Source organism: Marinobacterium sp. LSUCC0821 (genome assembly GCF_012848475.1).
In the GTDB taxonomy this organism is placed as follows: Bacteria; Pseudomonadota; Gammaproteobacteria; order Pseudomonadales; family Balneatricaceae; genus Marinobacterium_E.
Genome location: NZ_CP051666.1, coordinates 309,261 through 329,630 on the forward strand (window position 1 = coordinate 309,261; position 20,370 = coordinate 329,630).

The 20,370-nt window shown below is 47.8% G+C and carries 19 protein-coding genes; 12 read left to right on the forward strand and 7 right to left on the reverse strand.

Annotated features, from left to right (window positions below; all coding sequences use genetic code 11):
• The first annotated feature begins 86 nt into the window (after window positions 1-86).
• Both thrH and HH196_RS01600 read left to right on the forward strand, forming a co-directional pair.
• Window positions 87-704, forward strand: a complete 618-nt coding sequence (gene thrH, locus HH196_RS01595; protein ID WP_169450356.1) for a bifunctional phosphoserine phosphatase/homoserine phosphotransferase ThrH — start codon at window positions 87-89, stop codon at window positions 702-704.
• Window positions 705-745: 41 nt separating this feature from the next.
• Window positions 746-1,612, forward strand: a complete 867-nt coding sequence (locus HH196_RS01600) for an alpha/beta fold hydrolase (RefSeq protein ID WP_169450357.1) — start codon at window positions 746-748, stop codon at window positions 1,610-1,612.
• Here HH196_RS01600 and HH196_RS01605 read toward each other — a convergent pair.
• Window positions 1,609-2,196 carry a YhgN family NAAT transporter gene (locus tag HH196_RS01605; protein WP_169450358.1) on the reverse strand — a complete coding sequence of 196 codons (588 nt, stop codon included), beginning with the start codon at window positions 2,194-2,196 and terminating at the stop codon, window positions 1,609-1,611. The genes HH196_RS01600 and HH196_RS01605 overlap by 4 nt on opposite strands.
• A 212-nt stretch (window positions 2,197-2,408) precedes the next feature.
• Between HH196_RS01605 and HH196_RS01610 the strand changes: the two genes are divergently transcribed.
• The 5 genes from HH196_RS01610 (at window position 2,409) to prpF (ending at window position 9,199) form a co-directional block, all read left to right on the forward strand.
• Window positions 2,409-3,098 carry a GntR family transcriptional regulator gene (locus tag HH196_RS01610; RefSeq protein WP_169450359.1) on the forward strand — a complete coding sequence of 230 codons (690 nt, stop codon included), beginning with the start codon at window positions 2,409-2,411 and terminating at the stop codon, window positions 3,096-3,098.
• 18 nt (window positions 3,099-3,116) lie between these two features.
• A complete protein-coding gene (prpB, locus tag HH196_RS01615; RefSeq protein ID WP_169450360.1) occupies window positions 3,117-4,007 on the forward strand; it encodes a methylisocitrate lyase in 891 nt (296 codons plus the stop codon).
• Window positions 4,008-4,077: 70 nt separating this feature from the next.
• Complete coding sequence (gene prpC / locus HH196_RS01620; protein WP_169450361.1) at window positions 4,078-5,208, forward strand: 2-methylcitrate synthase; 1,131 nt, start codon at window positions 4,078-4,080, stop codon at window positions 5,206-5,208.
• 21 nt (window positions 5,209-5,229) lie between these two features.
• Window positions 5,230-7,839, forward strand: coding sequence for a Fe/S-dependent 2-methylisocitrate dehydratase AcnD (acnD, locus tag HH196_RS01625; RefSeq protein ID WP_169450362.1), 2,610 nt, complete (start codon window positions 5,230-5,232; stop codon window positions 7,837-7,839).
• A gap of 181 nt (window positions 7,840-8,020) precedes the next feature.
• Complete coding sequence (gene prpF, locus HH196_RS01630; protein ID WP_169450363.1) at window positions 8,021-9,199, forward strand: 2-methylaconitate cis-trans isomerase PrpF; 1,179 nt, start codon at window positions 8,021-8,023, stop codon at window positions 9,197-9,199.
• Between the two features lie 56 nt (window positions 9,200-9,255).
• Here prpF and HH196_RS01635 read toward each other — a convergent pair whose 3' ends face one another.
• Complete coding sequence (locus HH196_RS01635) at window positions 9,256-9,735, reverse strand: MarR family winged helix-turn-helix transcriptional regulator (RefSeq protein ID WP_169450364.1); 480 nt, start codon at window positions 9,733-9,735, stop codon at window positions 9,256-9,258.
• Window positions 9,736-9,825: 90 nt separating this feature from the next.
• Window positions 9,826-10,650 (reverse strand): phytanoyl-CoA dioxygenase family protein, encoded by an 825-nt coding sequence (locus HH196_RS01640; protein ID WP_169450365.1) that lies wholly within the window; start codon window positions 10,648-10,650, stop codon window positions 9,826-9,828.
• Between the two features lie 133 nt (window positions 10,651-10,783).
• Here HH196_RS01640 and HH196_RS01645 point away from each other — a divergent pair, with 133 nt between their 5' ends.
• On the forward strand, window positions 10,784-11,491 hold the full coding sequence (locus HH196_RS01645; RefSeq protein ID WP_169450366.1) for an alpha/beta fold hydrolase: 708 nt from the start codon (window positions 10,784-10,786) through the stop codon (window positions 11,489-11,491).
• A gap of 153 nt (window positions 11,492-11,644) precedes the next feature.
• Window positions 11,645-12,619: a TauD/TfdA family dioxygenase gene (locus HH196_RS01650; RefSeq protein WP_169450367.1), complete on the forward strand. Its 975-nt coding sequence runs from the start codon at window positions 11,645-11,647 to the stop codon at window positions 12,617-12,619.
• A gap of 62 nt (window positions 12,620-12,681) precedes the next feature.
• On the opposite strand, the gene HH196_RS01655 is transcribed toward HH196_RS01650, so the two are convergent.
• Entirely contained in the window at window positions 12,682-13,749 is a 1,068-nt protein-coding gene (locus tag HH196_RS01655) for a 3-deoxy-7-phosphoheptulonate synthase (protein ID WP_169450368.1), read from the reverse strand.
• Between the two features lie 187 nt (window positions 13,750-13,936).
• On the opposite strand from HH196_RS01655, the gene dsbD reads away from it, so the two are divergent.
• Both dsbD and HH196_RS01665 read left to right on the forward strand, forming a co-directional pair.
• Entirely contained in the window at window positions 13,937-15,736 is a 1,800-nt protein-coding gene (gene dsbD / locus HH196_RS01660; protein WP_248276873.1) for a protein-disulfide reductase DsbD, read from the forward strand.
• 26 nt (window positions 15,737-15,762) lie between these two features.
• On the forward strand, window positions 15,763-16,086 hold the full coding sequence (locus HH196_RS01665) for a hypothetical protein (RefSeq protein WP_169450369.1): 324 nt from the start codon (window positions 15,763-15,765) through the stop codon (window positions 16,084-16,086).
• Window positions 16,087-16,145: 59 nt separating this feature from the next.
• Here the strand turns inward: HH196_RS01665 and HH196_RS01670 are convergent, their stop codons facing one another.
• From HH196_RS01670 to HH196_RS01680, 3 genes are all read right to left on the reverse strand, one after another.
• Window positions 16,146-17,864, reverse strand: coding sequence for a proline--tRNA ligase (locus HH196_RS01670; protein WP_169450370.1), 1,719 nt, complete (start codon window positions 17,862-17,864; stop codon window positions 16,146-16,148).
• 90 nt (window positions 17,865-17,954) lie between these two features.
• Window positions 17,955-18,440, reverse strand: coding sequence for a DUF523 domain-containing protein (locus HH196_RS01675; protein ID WP_169450371.1), 486 nt, complete (start codon window positions 18,438-18,440; stop codon window positions 17,955-17,957).
• Between the two features lie 146 nt (window positions 18,441-18,586).
• Window positions 18,587-19,018, reverse strand: a complete 432-nt coding sequence (locus HH196_RS01680) for a MaoC family dehydratase (protein WP_169450372.1) — start codon at window positions 19,016-19,018, stop codon at window positions 18,587-18,589.
• 128 nt (window positions 19,019-19,146) lie between these two features.
• Between HH196_RS01680 and fabV the strand changes: the two genes are divergently transcribed.
• Window positions 19,147-20,340, forward strand: a complete 1,194-nt coding sequence (gene fabV, locus HH196_RS01685; protein WP_169450373.1) for an enoyl-ACP reductase FabV — start codon at window positions 19,147-19,149, stop codon at window positions 20,338-20,340.
• Window positions 20,341-20,370: the final 30 nt, after the last annotated feature.

The following is a 20,370-nucleotide window of genomic DNA, read 5'->3' on the forward strand; positions in this document are numbered from 1 at the left end:
TTCTCTCCTCTATTAGCCGCTTTTCGCATTGAAAGGCGGCGAGTAAATCGCTAGAGTGACGCCTTCAAATTTGAAGGAGAGTCCCCGTGGAACTAGCATGTCTTGATCTTGAAGGTGTATTGATCCCAGAAATCTGGATCGCATTCGCTGAAGAGACCGGAATTGAAGAACTAAAAGCAACGACTCGTGATATTCCAGATTACGATGTGTTGATGAAGCAGCGTCTTCGTATTCTAGATGAGCACGGTTTGAAACTTCCTCAAATCCAAGAGACTATCAGTCGTCTAAGCCCACTCCCTGGTGCACAGGAGTTTGTAGATTGGTTGCGTGAGCGTTTCCAGCTAATCATCCTGTCAGATACCTTCTATGAGTTTGCTGCACCGCTAATGGCGCAGTTGGGTAATCCAACTCTCTTCTGTCATAAACTTGAGGTTGACTCTACGGGGCGCATCACTGACTACACGCTACGTCAACGCGATCCGAAACGTCAGTCAGTTCGCGCATTCCAATTGTTGAATTACCGTGTGATTGCGGCAGGCGATTCATACAATGATACGACCATGCTAGGTCAGGCCGAAGCGGGTATCCTTTTCCATGCACCGCAAAATGTTATTGATGAGTTTCCTCAGTTCCCAGCGGTGCATACCTACGAAGATCTCAAGAAAGAGTTTCTTAAAGCGAGCAATCGAGAGCTAACGCTTTAATCTCTAAGCCGATCCTTGATCGGCTTTTTAATGGAAAATTTATGGCCCGTGTAGCAGTTGAGATAGTGACTAGCTTTGTTCTAAATCAGGATCACAAGATCGCTTACCGCATCTACCGTCATCCTGATGCAACAACGGATCGTCGACTTTTGCTGATACACGGTGCAGGTGTTGCAGGGCGTTTTACTTGGGAGGCGATGCAGCACTTTTTGACCTCTTGGAGTGAAATCCTCGTCCCTGACCTGCGAGGTGCAGGTGAGACTCATCATCAGTTGGGGGAAGAGATTCCATTTACCGTGCATCAGTTGGTTGAGGACGTTGAAGCGCTAACCCAACAACTGGACTGGAGCTCTTTTGATCTGGGTGGCTACTCTTTAGGTGGTCTGGTTTCGATGCTCTATAAAGAGCGAAATCGAGAGAAAGTCGAGAAGCAGTTCCTGTTAGAGAGCGCCATACTTGATCGCACTGAGTGGCAAGAGACGGTTCAGATACGTGAGCAGTATGCCCAAGCTGCTGTTCATCTTCATGGTGATGATGCGGCAACAGGAATCAAAGCGTTTCTCGATACCATCTCGCCCAATCGTAGAGTTAGCCCTGCGGTTGAGAAGTTAACCATCGATCGACTTGGGGAGCGTGCTAAAGGTTTTGCACACTCTTTGGAGGCTGTTACTGCTGCTATTCGAGAGTTGGATCGAGAGAAATTATTAGCAGCACAAGGTGATGTCACCAGTTTTATTGGTGGTTTGAGTGTTGAACCTATGCACCACCTGCATCAATCTTTGGCAGACAGAATGCCCAACTGGCACTACTTTTTGGTGCCAGGGACTGATCATTCACTTCCATATCAAAAGCCTCGCCAAATCGCACGCATGATGGATGACGAGTTGCAGCGCTATCTATCAGCTTAAACTTTTAGCGCCAAAATACCGTTGATTAGCATCTGAACAGCGATTGATATCAGAATCATACCCATCAAACGTTCGATCGCTTTTAGACCGCGTTTACCCAAGACTTTGTAAAACCCTTGGCTCGCCAGAAGGATGAGGGCAGAAGCGCCCCATGCAATTAGCAGGGCTACTAACCAGTCTGTACTTCGCGTTGGATCGCTCTCAGCCAGAAGTACGAGTGTCGCCAATATTGAAGGACCCGCGATCATAGGTGTAGCTAAAGGAACAACTAGGGGTTCAGCGTCATACTCATCGTCACTAGAAACTCCACCTCTTGATGGGAAAATCATTCGCACGGCGATGATGAGTAGAATTAGACCCCCACTAATGGATACGGCCTCAGTGCTTAGTCCAAGCAGGGAAAGGATGTTTGGTCCCAGATAGAGGAATACCAGCATCAACGCTAGAGCAATGAATAGCTCGCGAATAAGCACCTTAACGCGGCGCTTAGCTTCAACTTGATTGAGGACCGATAGAAAGATTGGAATGTTTCCAAGCGGGTCCATAATCAAGAATAGTGTTAGTGCTGCAGCGTAAGTATCCAAACGGGTCTCCTTAAACATCTCTCTATAAAGCGAACCTCATTTTAACCCTATTTTTCGCTACATTGCCCGTTTAATACCCTAATGGCAGTGGGTAATAGCGCTTCAATCTATTAAAAACGTAAAATTGTCGACAATCTTAGCCTTTTTGTTGATTGTTAACCCTTATTAAGGCCGTTATCCTAGTCGCAACATAAATATTGTCGACAATTTAAATGACTTCACAACCACTCTACGCAATTGGAAACACCGAAACGAGCACGCTGGCTGATCGAGTTTGCCAACAGATCATTACTGCTATCGTTAAAGGTGAGATCAAGGCGGGTGAAAAAATCTCTGAGCCAGAATTAGCACGTACCTACGGCATTTCTCGTGGGCCACTACGTGAAGCTATTCGGCGCTTAGAGGGTCTTAGATTGGTTGAGAGCCGCCCTAATGTGGGTGCACGTGTCGTGCAGTTGAGTGTTAAAGAGCTGCTCGAAATATATCGAGTACGTGAAGCGCTAGAGGGTATGGCGTGTCGTTTGGCGGCTGTCAATATGAGTGATGATGAGATCAAAGCGTTGCGTACTTTGCTTGATCAGCATCAAGCGGGTATCGAGCAGCAAGAGGGGCAGGCCTACTTCCAAAAAGAAGGCGACCTCGATTTTCACTACCGTATCGTTATGGGCTCGGGTAACTCTAAGTTACAAGAGCTACTCGCAGCAGATCTTTACCATTTGGTACGTATGTACCGCTACCAGTTTAGTCTCTCTAGTTCGCGTCCAACTATGGCGCTGCGTGAGCATCACCAAATTTTAGATGCAATTGAATCACGCGATGAAGAGCTAGCAGAACTTCTAATGCGCCGACACATCAGTGCGTCGCGTCGCAATATCGAATCTAAATTAACTCAAGATAATTAACTCCAAGGAGAGATAGAGATGGCTCAATTATCCCCAGGTGCTAAGTTCCGCAAAGCGTTGGCTGACAACAGCCCACTTCAGGTTGTAGGTACTTTCAACGCATACAACGCAATGATGGCGACCCGTGTAGGTCACCAGGCTATCTACCTCTCTGGTGGTGGTATTGCGAACGCATCATACGGACTTCCGGATCTTGGTATGACATCGCTTAACGATGTGATGGAAGATGTGCGTCGTGTAACAGCCGCTTGTGATACTCCTTTGATGGTTGATATCGATACCGGTTGGGGTGGTGCATTCAACATCGCACGTACTGTTAAAGAGATGATTCGTGGTGGTGCAGCAGCATGTCACCTTGAAGATCAGGTTGCGCAGAAACGTTGTGGCCACCGTCCAAACAAAGAGATCGTATCTCTAAACGAGATGGTAGACCGTGTCAAAGCTGCGGTAGATGCGAAAACTGATGATGACTTCTTCATCATCGCACGTACTGACGCATTCCAGATGGAAGGTCTTAACGCTGCTGTTGAGCGTGCGCAGGCATGTCTTGAAGCGGGTGCTGACGGTATCTTTGCTGAAGCTGTTCACACGCTTGAAGACTACAAAGCGTTCTCTCAGGGTATCAATGGTGGTCACCTACTTGCGAACATCACTGAGTTTGGTGCTACGCCACTATTCAACACCAAAGAGTTGGCTGAAAACGGCTGTACGATGGTTCTTTACCCACTTTCAGGCTTCCGTGCAGCAAACAAAGCATCGCTAAACGTTTACGAAGCCCTTCTTCGTGACGGAGATCAGAAAGCTGTACTCGATACTATGCAGACACGTATGGAACTATACGATTTCTTGAACTACCACGACTTCGAACAGAAGCTAGACGCTCTGTTCCAGGAAGGCAAAAACAAGTAATTATTCATAGGTTCCCTAACTCTCGGACCCGTAGATGTATCGCGGGTCCATGTCATATAAGGAGAAAGAGATGGCAGAAGCAAAAGTATTAAGCGGTGCAGGCCTTCGTGGTCAGTCAGCGGGAGAAACTGCACTCTGTACCGTAGGTAAAACAGGTGCAGGTCTAACCTACCGCGGTTACGACATTAAAGAGCTTGCAGATAAAGCACAGTTCGAAGAGGTTGCATACCTACTTCTTTACGGAAAGCTACCAAACCAGGCTGAACTTACCGCATACAAAGCGAAGTTGAAGGGCATGCGTGCACTTCCAGCTGCGCTGAAAACTGTCCTAGAGAACATCCCTAAAGATGCTCACCCAATGGATGTGATGCGTACCGGTTGTTCTATGCTGGGTAACCTAGAAACAGAGATGGATTTCTCTGAACAGCATGACAAGATCGACCGCATGCTGGCTATCTTCCCAGGTGTCATCAACTACTGGTACAACTTTGCGCACAAAGGTATTCGTGTAGAGACAGAGACTGATGCAGACTCAATTGCAGAACAGTTCTTATGGACGCTACACAACAAGAAGCCAGAGCCACTTCACGTTCAGGTAATGCACGCATCTCTGATCCTTTACGCTGAACATGAGTTCAACGCTTCTACATTCACAGCGCGTGTATGTGCTTCAACGCTTTCTGATATCCACAGCTGTGTAACTGGTGCAATCGGTTCACTTCGTGGCCCACTGCACGGTGGTGCTAACGAAGCTGCAATGGCGATGATCGAGAACTGGAAATCAGCTGATGAAGCTGAAGAGGCGATCATGGGTATGTTGTCTCGCAAAGATAAGATCATGGGCTTCGGTCATGCTATCTACCGTGAGTCTGACCCACGTAACGCGATCATCAAAGAGTGGTCTGAGAAGCTATCTAAGCAGGTAGGCGATACTCACCTATACGCTGTTTCTGAGCGAGTTGAAGCAGTGATGTGGCGTGAGAAGAAACTTTTCTGTAACGCGGACTTCTTCCACGCATCGGCTTACCACTTCATGGGTATCCCAACTGAACTGTTTACGCCGATCTTTGTATGTTCGCGCGTTGCAGGTTGGACAGCTCACGTGATTGAGCAGCGTGCCAATAACCGTATTATCCGTCCATCAGCAGACTACACTGGCCCAGAGTCGGCAGAGTGGGTTGCGATTGAAGATCGTGCTTAATTAAGAGTAGGAACTGTATAAATGAATACTCAATACCGTAAATCTTTAACCGGCACGTCACTCGACTACTTCGATACGCGTGCAGCGGTTGATGCTATTGAAGCTGGCGCATACGCTAAACTTCCATATACATCTCGTGTCCTTGCAGAGCAGCTTGTACGTCGTTGTGAGCCAGAGGCGCTAACCGATTCACTAAAGCAGTTAATCGAACGTAAGCGTGACCTTGATTTCCCTTGGTACCCGGCTCGTGTCGTATGTCACGATATCCTTGGTCAGACTGCGTTAGTCGACCTTGCAGGTCTGCGTGATGCGATTGCTGATCAGGGCGGTGACCCATCTAAGGTTAACCCTGTTGTACCTACCCAGCTAATCGTTGACCACTCTCTTGCAGTTGAGGCTCCAGGTTTCGATCCAGATGCGTTCGAAAAGAACCGTGCAATTGAAGATCGTCGTAACGAAGACCGTTTCCACTTTATCGACTGGACCAAAACAGCGTTCGAGAACGTTGATGTGATTCCAGCGGGTAACGGAATCATGCACCAGATCAACCTGGAGAAGATGTCTCCGGTTATTCAGGCGCGTGAAGGTGTGGCTTACCCAGATACTTGTGTCGGTACTGACTCTCATACACCACACGTTGATGCACTCGGTGTTATAGCTATTGGTGTTGGTGGTCTAGAAGCTGAAACTGTAATGCTAGGTCACCCATCAATGATGCGTCTTCCAGACATCGTAGGTGTGAAGCTAACAGGTAAACGTAACCCTGGTATTACTGCGACTGATATCGTATTGGCACTTACAGAGTACCTACGTCAGGAGCGTGTAGTCGGTGCTTACCTAGAGTTCTTCGGTGAAGGTGCTGATTCACTATCAATCGGTGACCGTGCGACTATCTCAAACATGACTCCAGAGTTTGGTGCGACGGCTGCGATGTTCTACATCGATGGCCAGACGATCGACTACCTAAAACTTACTGGTCGTGAACCAGAGCAGGTTGCACTGGTAGAGCAGTACGCTAAAGAGACTGGCCTGTGGGCGACTGACCTTGTTGCTGCAGAGTACGAACGTGTTCTTGAGTTTGATCTATCAACTGTTGTTCGCAACATGGCAGGCCCATCAAACCCGCACCGTCGTCTACCAACTTCGGATCTAACAGATCGTGGTATCGCTGATGAAGCGAAATTGGCAGCAGCTAAAGCGGAAGAGGCTGAAGGTCTACTACCTGATGGCGCTGTTATCATCGCGGCAATCACCTCATGTACCAATACATCAAACCCACGCAACGTTGTTGCGGCAGGTCTTGTTGCTAAGCGCGCTAACGAGCTAGGCCTAGTGCGTAAGCCTTGGGTTAAATCTTCATTCGCACCAGGCTCTAAAGTTGCAAAACTCTATCTAGAAGAGGCGGGGCTTCTTCCAGAGCTAGAGAAGATGGGCTTTGGTATCGTCGCTTACGCATGTACAACCTGTAACGGTATGTCGGGTGCACTTGATCCTGTGATTCAGCAGGAGATTATCGATCGTGACCTATACGCGACAGCTGTACTATCGGGTAACCGTAACTTTGACGGCCGTATCCACCCATACGCTAAGCAGGCGTTCCTAGCGTCTCCACCACTTGTGGTTGCTTACGCTATTGCCGGTACTATGCGTTTTGATATCGAGAATGATGTACTGGGAACTGATACCAACGGTAACCCTGTAACACTTAAAGATATCTGGCCATCAGATGAAGAGATCGATGCAATCGTTGCTAAGGCCGTTAAGCCTGAACAGTTCCAGCAGATCTACATTCCGATGTTCGATCTAGGTGAAGTAGAGAAGGCGCCAAGCCCACTTTACGACTGGCGTGAAATGTCGACCTACATCCGTCGCCCTCCATACTGGGAAGGTGCATTGGCAGGTGAGCGTACCCTTAAAGGCATGCTGCCGTTGGCTGTGTTAGGTGACAACATCACCACTGACCACCTATCACCATCGAATGCGATTCTGGCTTCGTCAGCTGCCGGTGAATACCTTGCGAAGATGGGTCTTCCAGAAGAGGACTTCAACTCATACGCAACTCACCGTGGTGACCATTTGACAGCACAGCGTGCAACGTTCGCTAACCCGAAACTGTTGAACGAGATGTGTCGTGATGAGAACGGCGAGATCATTCAGGGCTCTCTAGCACGTCTAGAGCCTCAGGGTGAGCAGATGCGCATGTGGGAAGTTATTGAATCTTACATGGAGCGCAAGCAGAACCTAATCATCGTTGCTGGTGCTGACTACGGTCAGGGCTCGTCACGTGACTGGGCGGCTAAAGGTGTTCGTCTTGCAGGTGTTGAAGCGATCGTTGCTGAAGGCTTTGAACGTATCCACCGTACTAACCTTGTTGGTATGGGTGTGCTTCCGCTTGAATTCAAAGCGGGCGAGACACGCAATACGTACGGTATTGATGGTACAGAGTCTTATGATGTGGAAGGTGAGATTGCGCCACGTGCTGATCTAACCCTAATCATCAACCGTCGTAACGGTGAGCAGGTTCGCGTACCAGTGACGTGTCGTCTAGATACAGCAGCAGAAGTTCGTGTCTACAAAGCCGGCGGGGTGCTTCAGCGCTTTGCGCAGGACTTCCTAGAAAGTAATTCTTAAGAAGTTGATAGGGGGCGTTGTTCACGCCCCTATTTTTCAGACACGCCGTAACCCATCCATGGGGGCTCGGCAGTCGCCGTCCTGGCGACTGGCGGTCTGAAAAACAGGATCGTGCACCTGTGGTGCGCTAGAGATTCAACGGGGTGCATTTAGGCATCCTGTTTTATATGGAGAGTTTGAAATGGCATTTGTTCCTCAAATTCAGGTACGCGCGACCTATATGCGTGGCGGTACATCTAAGGGTGTGTTCTTCAATTTGAAGGACCTTCCAGAAGCTTGTCAGGTAGCGGGTGAAGCGCGTGATAAGTTGTTGATGCGTGTTATCGGATCACCAGATCCATACGGTGCTCAGATCGATGGCATGGGTGGGGCGACCTCATCTACATCGAAGACAGTCATTGTCTCTAAGAGCACGCAGCCTGGTCACGATGTTGATTACCTGTTTGGTCAGGTGGCGATCGATCGTCCATTTATGGATTGGTCGGGTAACTGTGGCAACTTGTCAGCTGCTATTGGTCCATATGCGATTCATGAAGGGCTCATCGACCCAGCAAAGATTCCTGAAAACGGTATCTGCGAAGTAAAAATTTGGCAGGCAAACATTAAGAAGACCATCATCGGTAAAGTTCAGATCACTAACGGTCAGGTACAAGAGACCGGTGACTTCGAGCTAGATGGTGTGACTTTCCCTGCTGCTGAGATTGAAGTCTCGTTCATGGATCCAGCCGATGGTGAAGGCTCAATGTTCCCAACGGGTAATCTAGTAGATGATCTAGATGTTCCAGGTGTGGGTACGTTTAAAGCGACGATGATTAACTCGGGTATCCCAACCATCTTCCTAAATGCTGAAGAGATTGGATACGAGGGTACAGAGCTTCGTGAAGCGATCAATAACGACCCTACAGCGCTTGCACGCTTTGAAACCATGCGTGCTTATGGTGCATTGAAAATGGGTCTGATCACCGATCTTAAAGAGGCTGAGACGCGTCAGCATACGCCTAAGATTGCGTTTGTTTCACCACCTAAAAACTACACAGCATCAAGTGGCAAAGCGATCACAACCGATGATGTGGATGTTCTTGTTCGTGCCCTCTCTATGGGTAAACTACACCACGCGATGATGGGTACAGCGGCAGTAGCTATTGCTACAGCAGCAGCTGTTCCTGGTACGCTGGTTAACCTTGCTGCAGGTGGCGGCGAGCGAGAAGCTGTTCGCTTTGGACACCCATCGGGCACTTTACGTGTCGGTGCTAAAGCAGAAGAGGTGAATGGTGAGTGGACAGCTAAAGCTGCCATCATGAGCCGCAGTGCGCGTCTTCTGATGACAGGGTTTGTACACGTTCCTGGTGATACCTTCTAAGCATCGCCCAGATCGGGGTCAGAGTAGTCTTATTAGACTACTCTGACCCCGGTTTTTTACACCAGTTTCTGTTCCATCTGGCTAAGGTTAGCCATCAGCTTGTGCATAGTCTGCGTAAAAGCTTCTAGCTCCGCTTCATCTATCCCTTTTGTCATCCCGGTATTGCGTACAATCACTGTCTTCAAAAAGCGTTCGTGTAATTCCCAGCCTGCTTCACTTAATGACCAGCGTTTCTGTTTACCTTTCGGGGACTCAGTCACTCCTACCAGAAAGCCCGCGTCAGCCAGTTTAGTGATTGCACGGCTTGCAGCAGCTTTATCGATAGATATAAGGGCGCATACTTCCACAGCCTTTTGGTGAGGCCGATAAGCAATAGAGGCGAGTACTCGCATCTCAACATGGCCAAAGCCAAACTGGCTGAGATACTGATTTGAGGAGATGCTGGTGATTTTGTTGCTGACAACAGATAGAAGGTGTTGGGGATAACACTCAAAATCGAGTACGTCTCGGTTATCTTGATTTAGCGTAATCTTCATGCGTCCCCTTCAAAATCTATCCATGAATAGTGGCAGGGTAAGCAGCAGAAATTGATATGTCAACTTTTGCTGCCCTAGCTTGATTTTGTTCTAGTAAAACCTTGGAAAAATAGCGTTATCTGAAGGTGATTCTCCAGCTTTGGCTCTTACTTCAGCAGGATTTACGCTGGGGTCTGTGCCAGGGCGAGGGTCCCATATCGCATCATCGCCAAGCCAGCGAGTAGAGATTGCATAGCGATCTTGAGTTGAAGAGCTATTGCCGGGCGCACCGTGAAGCGTCCAGGCTGAGAATAGTAGGGCATCTCCAGGCTCTAAGTCGTTTCCAACAATATCAAAACTACTGCGATCTGATTCAATATCAGGGCATGGGATACCTTCACCTGTGCCAGTCCATGAGTTCACTTTCGCACCTGAACTGCCAAAGGCCTCTGGTAGGTAAAATTGCTCAGTCTTATGGGAACCCCTAACAAACTCCAAGCCACTCCCTTCGACGGTGACGGGTGTTAGAGCAAGCCAAATAGAGGCGATCTGTTTCCCCCTAAATGGCCAGTAGGGTACATCTTGATGCCATGGGGTGGGAGTGCTGGTATCTCGCTTTTTGACGAGTAGGTGGTCGAAATAGAAACGCGCACTTTGACTCTGCATAGCTTGAGCTGCAAGACGAGCACAGCCGGATTGGCTGATGTAGTCGTAGATGACATCAGAGTTACGCCATAGGTATCTATCTGTAAACATGCGGCCCGTCTCTTTACCGGGATTGCCGTCATTCGAAAGTGTGCTTGGGCTGTTAAGCTGCTTATCTGCAAATTCAATAAGTGTGCCGATCCAAGAGGGGTCTACGGCATTTTTAACAAGCACCACACCATCTTGTTGGTAGCTCTCAATCTCTGCAGGGGTAAGGTCGCGCTGATACATAGAACATCTCTGTAACTGTTATTTTTATTGCTCCTACTCTATTCAATAGCGCTGTGTAATAAAACTCTTTATTCTCGATCAGGTATATTGCATCAATATTGAATATCTATACCTGATTGAGTTTGAGGGATTTATGGGCTCTACCGTTGTTTTAATTCCAGGTCTTATCTGCAACGAATTGGCTTGGGATGATGTTGCTAATCTATTGAGTGACATGGGTGTTGATGTCGTTATTGCTGATGTTTCAGAGCCCAATACAATCACAGCTATGGCGCAGAGCGTTCTAGATTCTGTTTCGGATGATTTGATACCGTTGGGTCACTCTATGGGAGGGCGAGTAGCCCTTGAGATGGTGCGTTTAGCTCCAGAGCGAATTAAAGGACTTGGACTGATTGCCACGGGTGCTCATCCACTTGCTGAGGGTGAGACTGAGAAGCGTGAATCTGTGATTGAGCTGGCTAATGAGCAGGGTATGCATGTTCTGGTGGAGAAGTGGTTGCCGCCTATGGTTGCGAAGGGTTTCCCTGAAGAGGAACCTGTACGCTACAAAAACCTCTTTGATAGCTGTGTGAGTGCAGGTGAAGAGCAGCACGAACGACAAATTAGAGCACTGGTTAATCGTCCTAATGCAGTGCCACTGTTAGCTGAGATTAATACCCCCACGATTCTTATTGCTGGTGAAGAGGATGCTTGGAGCACGCCACAACAACACGCAGATATGGAATCAAAAATGGTGAAGGCTCAAACTAAACTTGTAGTTCTGAATACCGGCCATTTTGTTCAGTACGAAGCGCCAGAACTATTTGCCCAGACTATTTCAGGTTGGTTGGATACGCTATAACTACATTTTGCTAGATGGAATACATAAGTCCTATGTATTTCTGTGCGGTTTTATAGATAATATTTTAACTATATTTCTTTTTTTGAGTCGTTATCGGTCCCTGAAACGATTCACATAACTATTTATAAAAAGTCCGCTGTTTAGGAAGTTAATATGTCCGTTATTTATGGAAAGAAAATCGATGTCCCAGCCGCATGGAAAGGCAAGGATATTAAAAACGATGACTCTTGGATCTATCACTGGTCTGATGAGCAGATCGCTATCCTTGAGAAGGGTCTTGCTGCAGTTAAAGCGAAAGGACTGACCTGTCCAGACTTCACCAAAGAGGACTTCCCGATCACTGAACTGGCTGATGCAATCAACCACTTCAATACAGAGCTAGAGGACGGCAAAGGCTTTATTCTAATTCGCGGGCTACCGATGGAACGTTACACCGACGAAGAGGCTGCAATTCTCTACTATGGTCTTGGTCTTCACATGGGTACGCCTGTATCTCAGAACATCAAAGGTGACATGCTAGGTCATGTGCGTGATGTAGGTGCTGCTGATCCGAAGAGCGTGCGTGTTTATGAGACTAGCGAGTACCTTCCATACCACGCTGATATGTCGGATGTGGTTGGTCTGCTAAGTCTTCGTAAAGCGAAATCGGGTGGTTTGAGCAGTATCTCTAGCGCTATGACACTCTTTAATGAGATTTTTGAAAATCATAAAGAGTACCTAGGTCTTTTGCACCGCCACTTCCTGATGGAGCACATCAATAACGGAAGTGCTGGTCCAACTCCAATCTTCAGTTACTACAAAGGTAAACTGAGCGCGATGCATCTGCGTCAGTACATTGAGATTGCGCAGAACAAAGCAGGGTTGCCGCTATCTCCAGTTGAGGTAGAAGCTTTCGACCTTGTTGATTCAATTCTGAATGACCCAGATATTCGCCTCGATATGATGATGGAGCCGGGCGATATTCAGTTCTGTAACAACTACACTATTTTCCACTCTCGTACTGGTTTTGAAGACTACCCAGAACCGGAGCGTAAGCGTCATCTCTACCGCCTATGGCTTAAAATGCCTAACGCGCGTGAGTGTGCTGATGACTTCCCAGGTAAGGATGGTATTGCTAAGCGCGATTAACGCTTAGCTTTAACAGACAAAAAAGGAGATCAATTGATCTCCTTTTTACGTTTAAGCGCTGATTATCGCTTAGGCAGAATATCCTTTAGTGCGTTGTCCATATCTATCAGGCAGCTCTCGGTTGCTTCCCAATCGATACAGGCATCAGTCACTGAAACACCGTATTTAAGCTCGCTTAGATCGGCAGGAATCGACTGGTTGCCCCAGTGAATGTTCGATTCGATCATCAGGCCTACAATAGAGCGGTTGCCTTGCACGATCTGGTGCGTCGCATCTTTAGCAACAAGAGGCTGACGACCTGGATCTTTGCTTGAGTTAGCGTGGCTACAGTCAATCATGATGTTCTCAGGAAGCTTAGCCTTCGCAAGTGCCTGCTCAGTGAGGCTTACGCTTACGGTATCGTAGTTAGGACGACCGGCACCGCCACGCAGTACTACGTGACCATACTTATTACCGCGAGTACGCACTACAGACACCTGACCATCGGCGTTGATACCTAAGAAGCTGTGTGGGTGGCTTACCGACTGCATCGCATTGATTGCAACATCTAGGCTGCCATCTGTACCATTTTTGAAACCGACAGCACCTGAAAGGCCTGAAGACATTTCACGGTGGGTCTGTGATTCAGTTGTACGTGCACCAATCGCAGACCAACTGATAAGGTCCTGCATGTACTGTGGAGAGATTGGGTCCAGTGCTTCTGTTGCTAGTGGTAGTCCCATCTCGGCAAGATCTAGAAGCAGTTTGCGACCAATCTTGAGACCCTCTTCAATCTCAAAGCTATCATTCATGTGAGGGTCGTTGATAAGACCTTTCCAGCCGACGGTGGTGCGTGGCTTCTCAAAGTAGACTCGCATCACAAGGTATAGGCTATCTTTCACCTGCTCTTGTAGCTTAAGAAGGCGACGACCATACTCAATAGCAGCTTCAGGATCATGAATTGAACATGGGCCTACCACGATAAAAAGACGTGGGTCTTCGCGCTTGAGAATGCGTTTAATCGTATCACGGCCATTCATAACACTCGTTGCTGCTTTATCTGAAAGAGGTAGATGATCTTTCAGGGCATCAGGAGTGATGAGCGGGGTGTTAGATTCAATATTTAGATCGTCTATGCGAGTATCAAACATAATGTCTTACCGAGAAATAAACTGCTGTAGAGGCGTCTTTTTAGCACATGCACAAAAGCGTGCAAGGTGAGAAACTACAAATTGATAGCAGAATAGTGATCTAATAGCAGGAAAACCGGATAATAGCTGTTATTGAGATACTTATATCGCATCTAAAGCTTTAGATACGTTTTAAAGAGAGGTTAATTTGTTACTGTTTCAGCGCTTAATTTTCGTATTTACGCTTCTGATCGTGTCGGTCACAGCAAGTCACGCCTCAATTTTTGGTGGTGCTGATGATGAGCCTTTGGATGTCGATCAGGCGTTTAAGTTTAGTGCATTACAACAGAGCGACTCCCAGGTTCTCCTAAATTGGGATATCGCTGAGCGCTACTACCTCTACCAAAACCGTATCGAGATTACCTTGCCTGAAGGGTTGGAGCTTATCTCGCGCAGCGATTCAAACACCGACACCAAAGATGACCCCGTATTTGGCAAGGTAGAGGTGTTTCATAATGTGGCTCGTGTTGAGCTACAGCTCGCTCGTAGGGATGCTCAGATACCTGCTGACGCTACAGTAAACCTTAGCTACCAAGGGTGTTGGGAAGGGGGGATCTGCTATCCGCCGGTTAGTGCGCAGTTTTCTCTGACTGATCTTGCGGTTAAATCTGCACTTGTAGCAAAGCAAACTGTTCAATCAACACCTGTAGCTGCAAGTGAGCAGGATCTCTACTTTGCGACCTTTGCTAACTCATCATTAGCCGCTCTGCTTGGGATTTTCTTCCTTGCTGGATTGGCCCTATCCCTCACACCCTGTGTGTTCCCGATGATTCCAATTCTGTCAGGAATTATTGCAGGGCAGGGGCATAGAGCGAATACGCGTCACGGCTTTACTCTCTCAGTTATCTACGTGTTGGCGATGGCGCTGACCTATACAATCGCCGGTGTCATTGCTGGTCTGTTTGGTGCGAATTTACAGGCTGCTCTTCAGGCACCTGCGGTTATTGTTATTTTCAGCCTAATTTTTGTAGCTCTGTCATTCTCGATGTTTGGCTACTATGAGTTGCAGATGCCGAGCAGCGTCCAAACCTGGCTGACGCGTAATAGCGATAAGCAGCAGGGCGGAACCTACGCTGGCGTAGCGATCATGGGCTTTCTATCGGCATTGATTGTAGGGCCTTGCATGGCAGCCCCTCTTGCAGGCGCTCTGATCTACATAGGCCAAACAGGGGATCCGGTGTTAGGTGGTGCTGCGCTCTTTGTGATGTCTTTGGGTATGGGCGTACCGCTTATATTGATTGGAACCTCTGCTGCTAAATTGATGCCGCGTGCTGGTGGTTGGATGGAGACAGTCAAAGCGGGCTTCGGTGTGATGTTGCTGCTAATGGCTGTTTGGATGCTGGATCGTATCGTGCCTGTTCAGGTCACTATGGGACTGGTTGCTCTGGTATTAATCGTTACTGCGGTTTTCATGGGTGTGTTGGAGTTTCATGCTCCAGAAGTGCACTCCATGCGTAAAGTAGGTAAGGGTGTTGGAATTATCTTCCTCATCTACGGTGCCTCTCTGGCAGTGGGTGTATTTGCCGGTAGCAGTAGTCTTCTATACCCACTCAAAGGGGGGATTGGCGGCGCTGCAGTTGCAGAAGATAAACTCCAGTTTAATACCGTGACTACGGTAGCAGGTTTAGATTCTCAGTTGGCAGAAGCCAAAGCACAACAGCGTGCTGTGATGTTGGACTTTTACGCTGATTGGTGTGTCTCTTGTAAAGAGTTAGATTATGTCACTTTTGCTGACCAAGAGGTGCGTGACCGTTTAGGTCAGATGCGATTGATAAAAGTAGATGTCACTGCAAATGATGAAGAGTCTGCTAAATTGAATAAACGGTTCGAAGTTTTAGGGCCGCCGACATTGATCTTTTATGATGGACAAGGTATCTATCATAAGGAGTTAACCCTAGTAGGTGTTCCACAGCCGGAGCAACTACTAACGATGCTAAACCGACTCTAAATTCCTTGAGTCTTAGGAGTGTAATAATGAAAAAAATAGCACTAATCGCAACGCTGTTAGTATCTCCATTAGCGCTAGCTTCTGGCGACCCTGAGAGTGGCCAAGATCTGTATGACAATACAGAGTTCTCACGCTCAATTAACGGTGAGATGCGTGATGATGTCACCTGTGCAACCTGTCACCAGCCATCGTTCTATACGCGCAAAGATCGCCTGGCAAGTAGCTTTAAAAATCTCGAGCAGGCTTGGGTGCAAGGGTGTAATGACACTATGAATGTGGGTTGGTTCCCAGAGGAGGTGACTGATGTCGCAACCTACCTCAACAGAAAGTACTACCACTTTGATGAGTAATTAAAACCAAAAAAAACCAGCATAAGCTGGTTTTTTTATCTTTGAAATTCGCGTCGCGACTATTTTCCAAGTTTAGCGATAAGTGCATCCACAGCTGTTTCAAGTGGAATGTCGCTCGCTTCAGCGTCTCGACGACCTTTGTACTCAAGTTGGCCACTGCCGATGCCGCGATCAGAGATAACCAAGCGGTGTGGAATACCTGTCAACTCCATGTCTGCAAACTTAACGCCTGGACGCTCTTTACGGTCATCCAGAAGCACGTCTACGCCCTTCGCTTTAAGCTCTTCATAGATGCGGTCTGCAGTCTCGCGGACCTCATCAGACTTATCGTAGTTCAGAGGTACTAGCGCAACAGTGAACGGCGCAATGGATTCTGGCCATATGATACCGTTTTCATCGTTGTTCTGTTCGATAGAAGAGGCCACCACACGGGTAATACCGATACCGTAACAGCCCATGGTCATTGGCACTGATTTACCATTAGCATCTAGAACGGTCGCATTCATCGCTTCTGAATATTTAAGACCAAGCTGGAAGATGTGGCCCACTTCAATACCACGACGAATATTAAGAGTGCCTTGGCCATCTGGACTTGGGTCGCCCGCTTTAACGTTACGAAGGTCAGCAACACGTGGTGTAGGTAGGTCACGCTCCCAGTTGATACCGAAGTAGTGCTTACCATCGATGTTGGCACCAGCGCCAAAGTCTGAAGCACAGGCAACAGCACGGTCGATGATGATTGGCATAGGTAGATTTACTGGTCCCAGTGAACCAGGGCCAGCTCCTACGATGGCACGAATCTCCTCTTCAGTAGCCATCACTAATGGTGAGGCAACCTCAGGCTGTTTCTCTGCCTTAATTTCATTAAGTTCGTGGTCGCCGCGTACAAGCAGAGCAACGATGGGTGAATCTACCTGATCGGATGCTTTAACCATAAGTGTCTTAATGGTCTTCTCGATTGGAACATTGTGCTGTTCAACCAGAGCTGCAATCGTCTTCGCATTGGGTGTGTCAACCAAACGCATCTCTTCAGTTGGCGCATCGGGTGCAGCCTTTGGAGCTACAGCTTCTGCCATCTCTACGTTAGCTGCGTAGTTGCTGCTATCAGAAAATGCGATGTCATCTTCGCCAGAATCGGCCAGTACGTGGAACTCGTGTGAACCTGTGCCACCGATAGAGCCGTTATCAGCTATTACTGGACGGTAATCTAGGCCTAGGCGATCAAAGATGCGCACGTAGGTTGCAAAGTAGGTGTCATAGGTCTCTTGCAGTGACGCCTGGTCAATGTGGAAAGAGTAACCATCCTTCATGATGAACTCACGTGAACGCATTACGCCAAAGCGTGGACGAATCTCATCACGGAATTTTGTTTGGATCTGGTAGAAGTTAGCTGGAAGTTGTTTGTAGCTCTTAATCTGACCACGTATCAGGTCGGTGATAACCTCTTCATGTGTAGGACCAACACAGAACTCACGGTTGTGGCGGTCATGTAGACGAAGTAGTTCTGGGCCGTACTGCTCCCAGCGACCAGACTCCTGCCATAGCTCTGCTGGCTGAATAGCAGGCATGAGAACCTCTTGTGCGCCAGACTTATCGAGCTCTTCACGGACAATCTGCTCAACTTTACGAAGTGTACGCAGGCCCATAGGTAGCCAGGTGTATAGACCTGAAGCCAATTTACGGATCATCCCAGCACGTAGCATCAGCTTGTGGCTGATAACTTCCGCATCTGCTGGGGTTTCTTTAACTGTAGCGATTAAAAATTGGCTGGCGCGCATGGGCTTTAGGTTCCGGCAATGAGTTTTGTAAACAAAAAGAGCCCATATTTTAAGGATGGGCTCTTCTCGCTACAAGGTTTGTGATGAAAGTTAAGCGGATTCTGCAACAAAATCGAGCTGATTTAGGATTTCAGCAAGCTCATCGAGCTGAGTTTCATCGTAAACGGGTATGCCTGACTGAATAAGCTCTTGCGCGGCAATGCCTGCCCCATCAGAAGGTTTCCCGCTAAATGCAGCGCCAGAGATGTTGCGGCTGCCACAAGCTGGACTGCCCGATTTTAACAGAGCAACAGTGCAACCCTGGCGTTTTGCCTCTTCAACAGCAAGCTCAGCGCCCAATAAAAACTGAGGTGTCACATCATCGCCATCTACCGTGATGACCTGCATTGGGATGCGCTGTTTGATCTCAGCATAGGCGCGCGGAACTGATAATCCGCCTAAGAGTTCTGGGCACACCTTAACGAGTCTGCCTTCAGCATCGAGCTTTTCAATTAGAGAGTGATTAATTGGATTGCTGCGTCCGTCATAACGAACGTTGTCGCCCATAAGGCAGGCGCTAATGAGTATCTTATTCACGATAAAACCTAGGTAACGATTTATTATTTTTTTATTAAAACTAAGACGGTGGTTGTCTTAAGTGGCGCGAATGATACATAAGTTAGAGTGAGAAGTCAGCCGACCTTTGTATAAGATCGGCTAATCAGTGTGACGAAGTCTATTTTTTAGCTCGCTTTTGAGTCGACCATGAATGTTGCTTCACCCACGGCGATCGCTTTGTCGCCAACGTAGACATAGGTATCGCAGATTACACGGCGGCGTTTTTCGTTAATCTCTTTTACAGTGATCTCAGCTCTTGCGGTCTGGCCGATGAAAAGGGGAGCTTTAAATTTGATCTGCTGATCGATGTAGATACAACCTGGTCCTGGAAGTTTGGTGCCTGCTACGGTTGAGATTAGCGCCGCACTTAACATGCCATGAGCAATGCGCTGGCCAAACGGAGTGGTCGCTGCATACTCTTCATTAATGTGGACTGGGTTCATGTCGCCAGAAATGCCCGCAAAGCCATAGACATCTGATTCTGTAATGGTTTTTGCGAAGCTTGCGCTCATTCCAACTGATAGATCTTCAAGGTAGTAACCGTGTAGTTCTTGCATACATCCTCCAAAATAATTTGAGAGATAATCCCTTTCTTCTAGTGCACATTGCAAGCGCTACTGTGCCTAGAAGAAGAAATCGGTTATCTTAACGCCTTCGATTTATTGTATGGATTAGTGAAAAGAGCATGATCATTACGCCTAAAATCCGTGGTTTCATCTGTACCACAACACATCCAACTGGTTGTGAAATGAACGTTCGCGAACAGATCGCAAAAACTGAAGCACAGGGCAAAATTGATGGCCCTAAACGTGTACTTATTGTAGGTGCTTCAAGTGGTTACGGTCTAAGTTCACGTATCACTGCTGCATTCGGTGCAGGTGCTTCAACCATTGGTGTCTTCTTTGAAAAAGAGGGTACAGATAGAAAACCAGGTACTGCGGGATGGTACAACTCGGCAGCTTTCGACAAGCTTGCTCAGGAGGCGGGCCTGTACGCTAAATCTATCAATGGCGATGCCTTCTCGCATGAAGCTAAACAGCAGGTTATCGATCTAGTGAAAGAGGATCTAGGTCAGATCGATCTAGTTATTTACTCACTCGCATCACCTGTTCGCAAAATGCCAGATAGCGGTGAAGTGATTCGCTCGGCGCTAAAACCAATCGGTGAGGTTTATCGTTCAACTGCAATCGATACTAACAAAGATGTGATTACAGAAGCTGAAATTGAGCCAGCTGTGCAGGAAGAGATCGACTCTACTGTCAAGGTCATGGGCGGTCAGGACTGGGAACTTTGGATCGACGCTCTGGATAAAGCAGGTGTGCTAGCAGAAGGCGCTAAGACTGTTGCTTACAGCTACATCGGTACTGATATCACCTGGCCAATCTACTGGCACGGTACGCTTGGTAAGGCTAAGCAGGATCTAGATCGCGCAGCGAGTGAATTGAATGCGCGCCTTGGTCAGCATGGCGGTCAGGCAAATGTTGCGGTACTTAAGTCTGTTGTGACTCAGGCCTCTTCAGCTATCCCTGTTATGCCTCTCTACTTGGCTATGGTATTTAAAATCATGCGAGCTGAAGGTGTGCATGAGGGTTGTCAGGAGCAGATCGATCGTCTGTTCCGTACTGGCCTCTATGGCGATTCAGTGGTGATGGATGAGGGTAACCGCTTCCGTCTTGATGATTGGGAACTACGTGATGATATCCAGACTGCCTGCCGTGATCTATGGCCGCAGGTTACGACTGAGAATCTCTTCGATATGACTGACTACCAACTCTACAAAGATGAATTCTTGAAACTCTTCGGGTTTGGAGTTGCGGGTGTTGATTACGAAGCTGATGTCGACACATTAGTGCCATTCAAACCTATCGAACTCGCTTAAAACGATTATCCAATATCGATTCGTTCAAAG

Bases quoted from the DNA above. Each gene is read 5' to 3' on its own strand.
- HH196_RS01610 (WP_169450359.1), top strand. From the start codon at position 2,409: ATGACTTCACAACCACTCTACGCAATTGGAAACACCGAAACGAGCACG.
- HH196_RS01635 (WP_169450364.1), bottom strand. From the start codon at position 9,735: ATGAAGATTACGCTAAATCAAGATAACCGAGACGTACTCGATTTTGAG.
- HH196_RS01680 (WP_169450372.1), bottom strand. From the start codon at position 19,018: ATGCAAGAACTACACGGTTACTACCTTGAAGATCTATCAGTTGGAATG.
- acnD (WP_169450362.1), top strand. From the start codon at position 5,230: ATGAATACTCAATACCGTAAATCTTTAACCGGCACGTCACTCGACTAC.
- HH196_RS01600 (WP_169450357.1), top strand. From the start codon at position 746: ATGGCCCGTGTAGCAGTTGAGATAGTGACTAGCTTTGTTCTAAATCAG.
- prpF (WP_169450363.1), top strand. From the start codon at position 8,021: ATGGCATTTGTTCCTCAAATTCAGGTACGCGCGACCTATATGCGTGGC.
- HH196_RS01655 (WP_169450368.1), bottom strand. From the start codon at position 13,749: ATGTTTGATACTCGCATAGACGATCTAAATATTGAATCTAACACCCCG.
- HH196_RS01645 (WP_169450366.1), top strand. From the start codon at position 10,784: ATGGGCTCTACCGTTGTTTTAATTCCAGGTCTTATCTGCAACGAATTG.
- fabV (WP_169450373.1), top strand. From the start codon at position 19,147: ATGATCATTACGCCTAAAATCCGTGGTTTCATCTGTACCACAACACAT.
- HH196_RS01640 (WP_169450365.1), bottom strand. From the start codon at position 10,650: ATGTATCAGCGCGACCTTACCCCTGCAGAGATTGAGAGCTACCAACAA.
- prpC (WP_169450361.1), top strand. From the start codon at position 4,078: ATGGCAGAAGCAAAAGTATTAAGCGGTGCAGGCCTTCGTGGTCAGTCA.
- prpB (WP_169450360.1), top strand. From the start codon at position 3,117: ATGGCTCAATTATCCCCAGGTGCTAAGTTCCGCAAAGCGTTGGCTGAC.
- HH196_RS01665 (WP_169450369.1), top strand. From the start codon at position 15,763: ATGAAAAAAATAGCACTAATCGCAACGCTGTTAGTATCTCCATTAGCG.
- HH196_RS01670 (WP_169450370.1), bottom strand. From the start codon at position 17,864: ATGCGCGCCAGCCAATTTTTAATCGCTACAGTTAAAGAAACCCCAGCA.
- HH196_RS01650 (WP_169450367.1), top strand. From the start codon at position 11,645: ATGTCCGTTATTTATGGAAAGAAAATCGATGTCCCAGCCGCATGGAAA.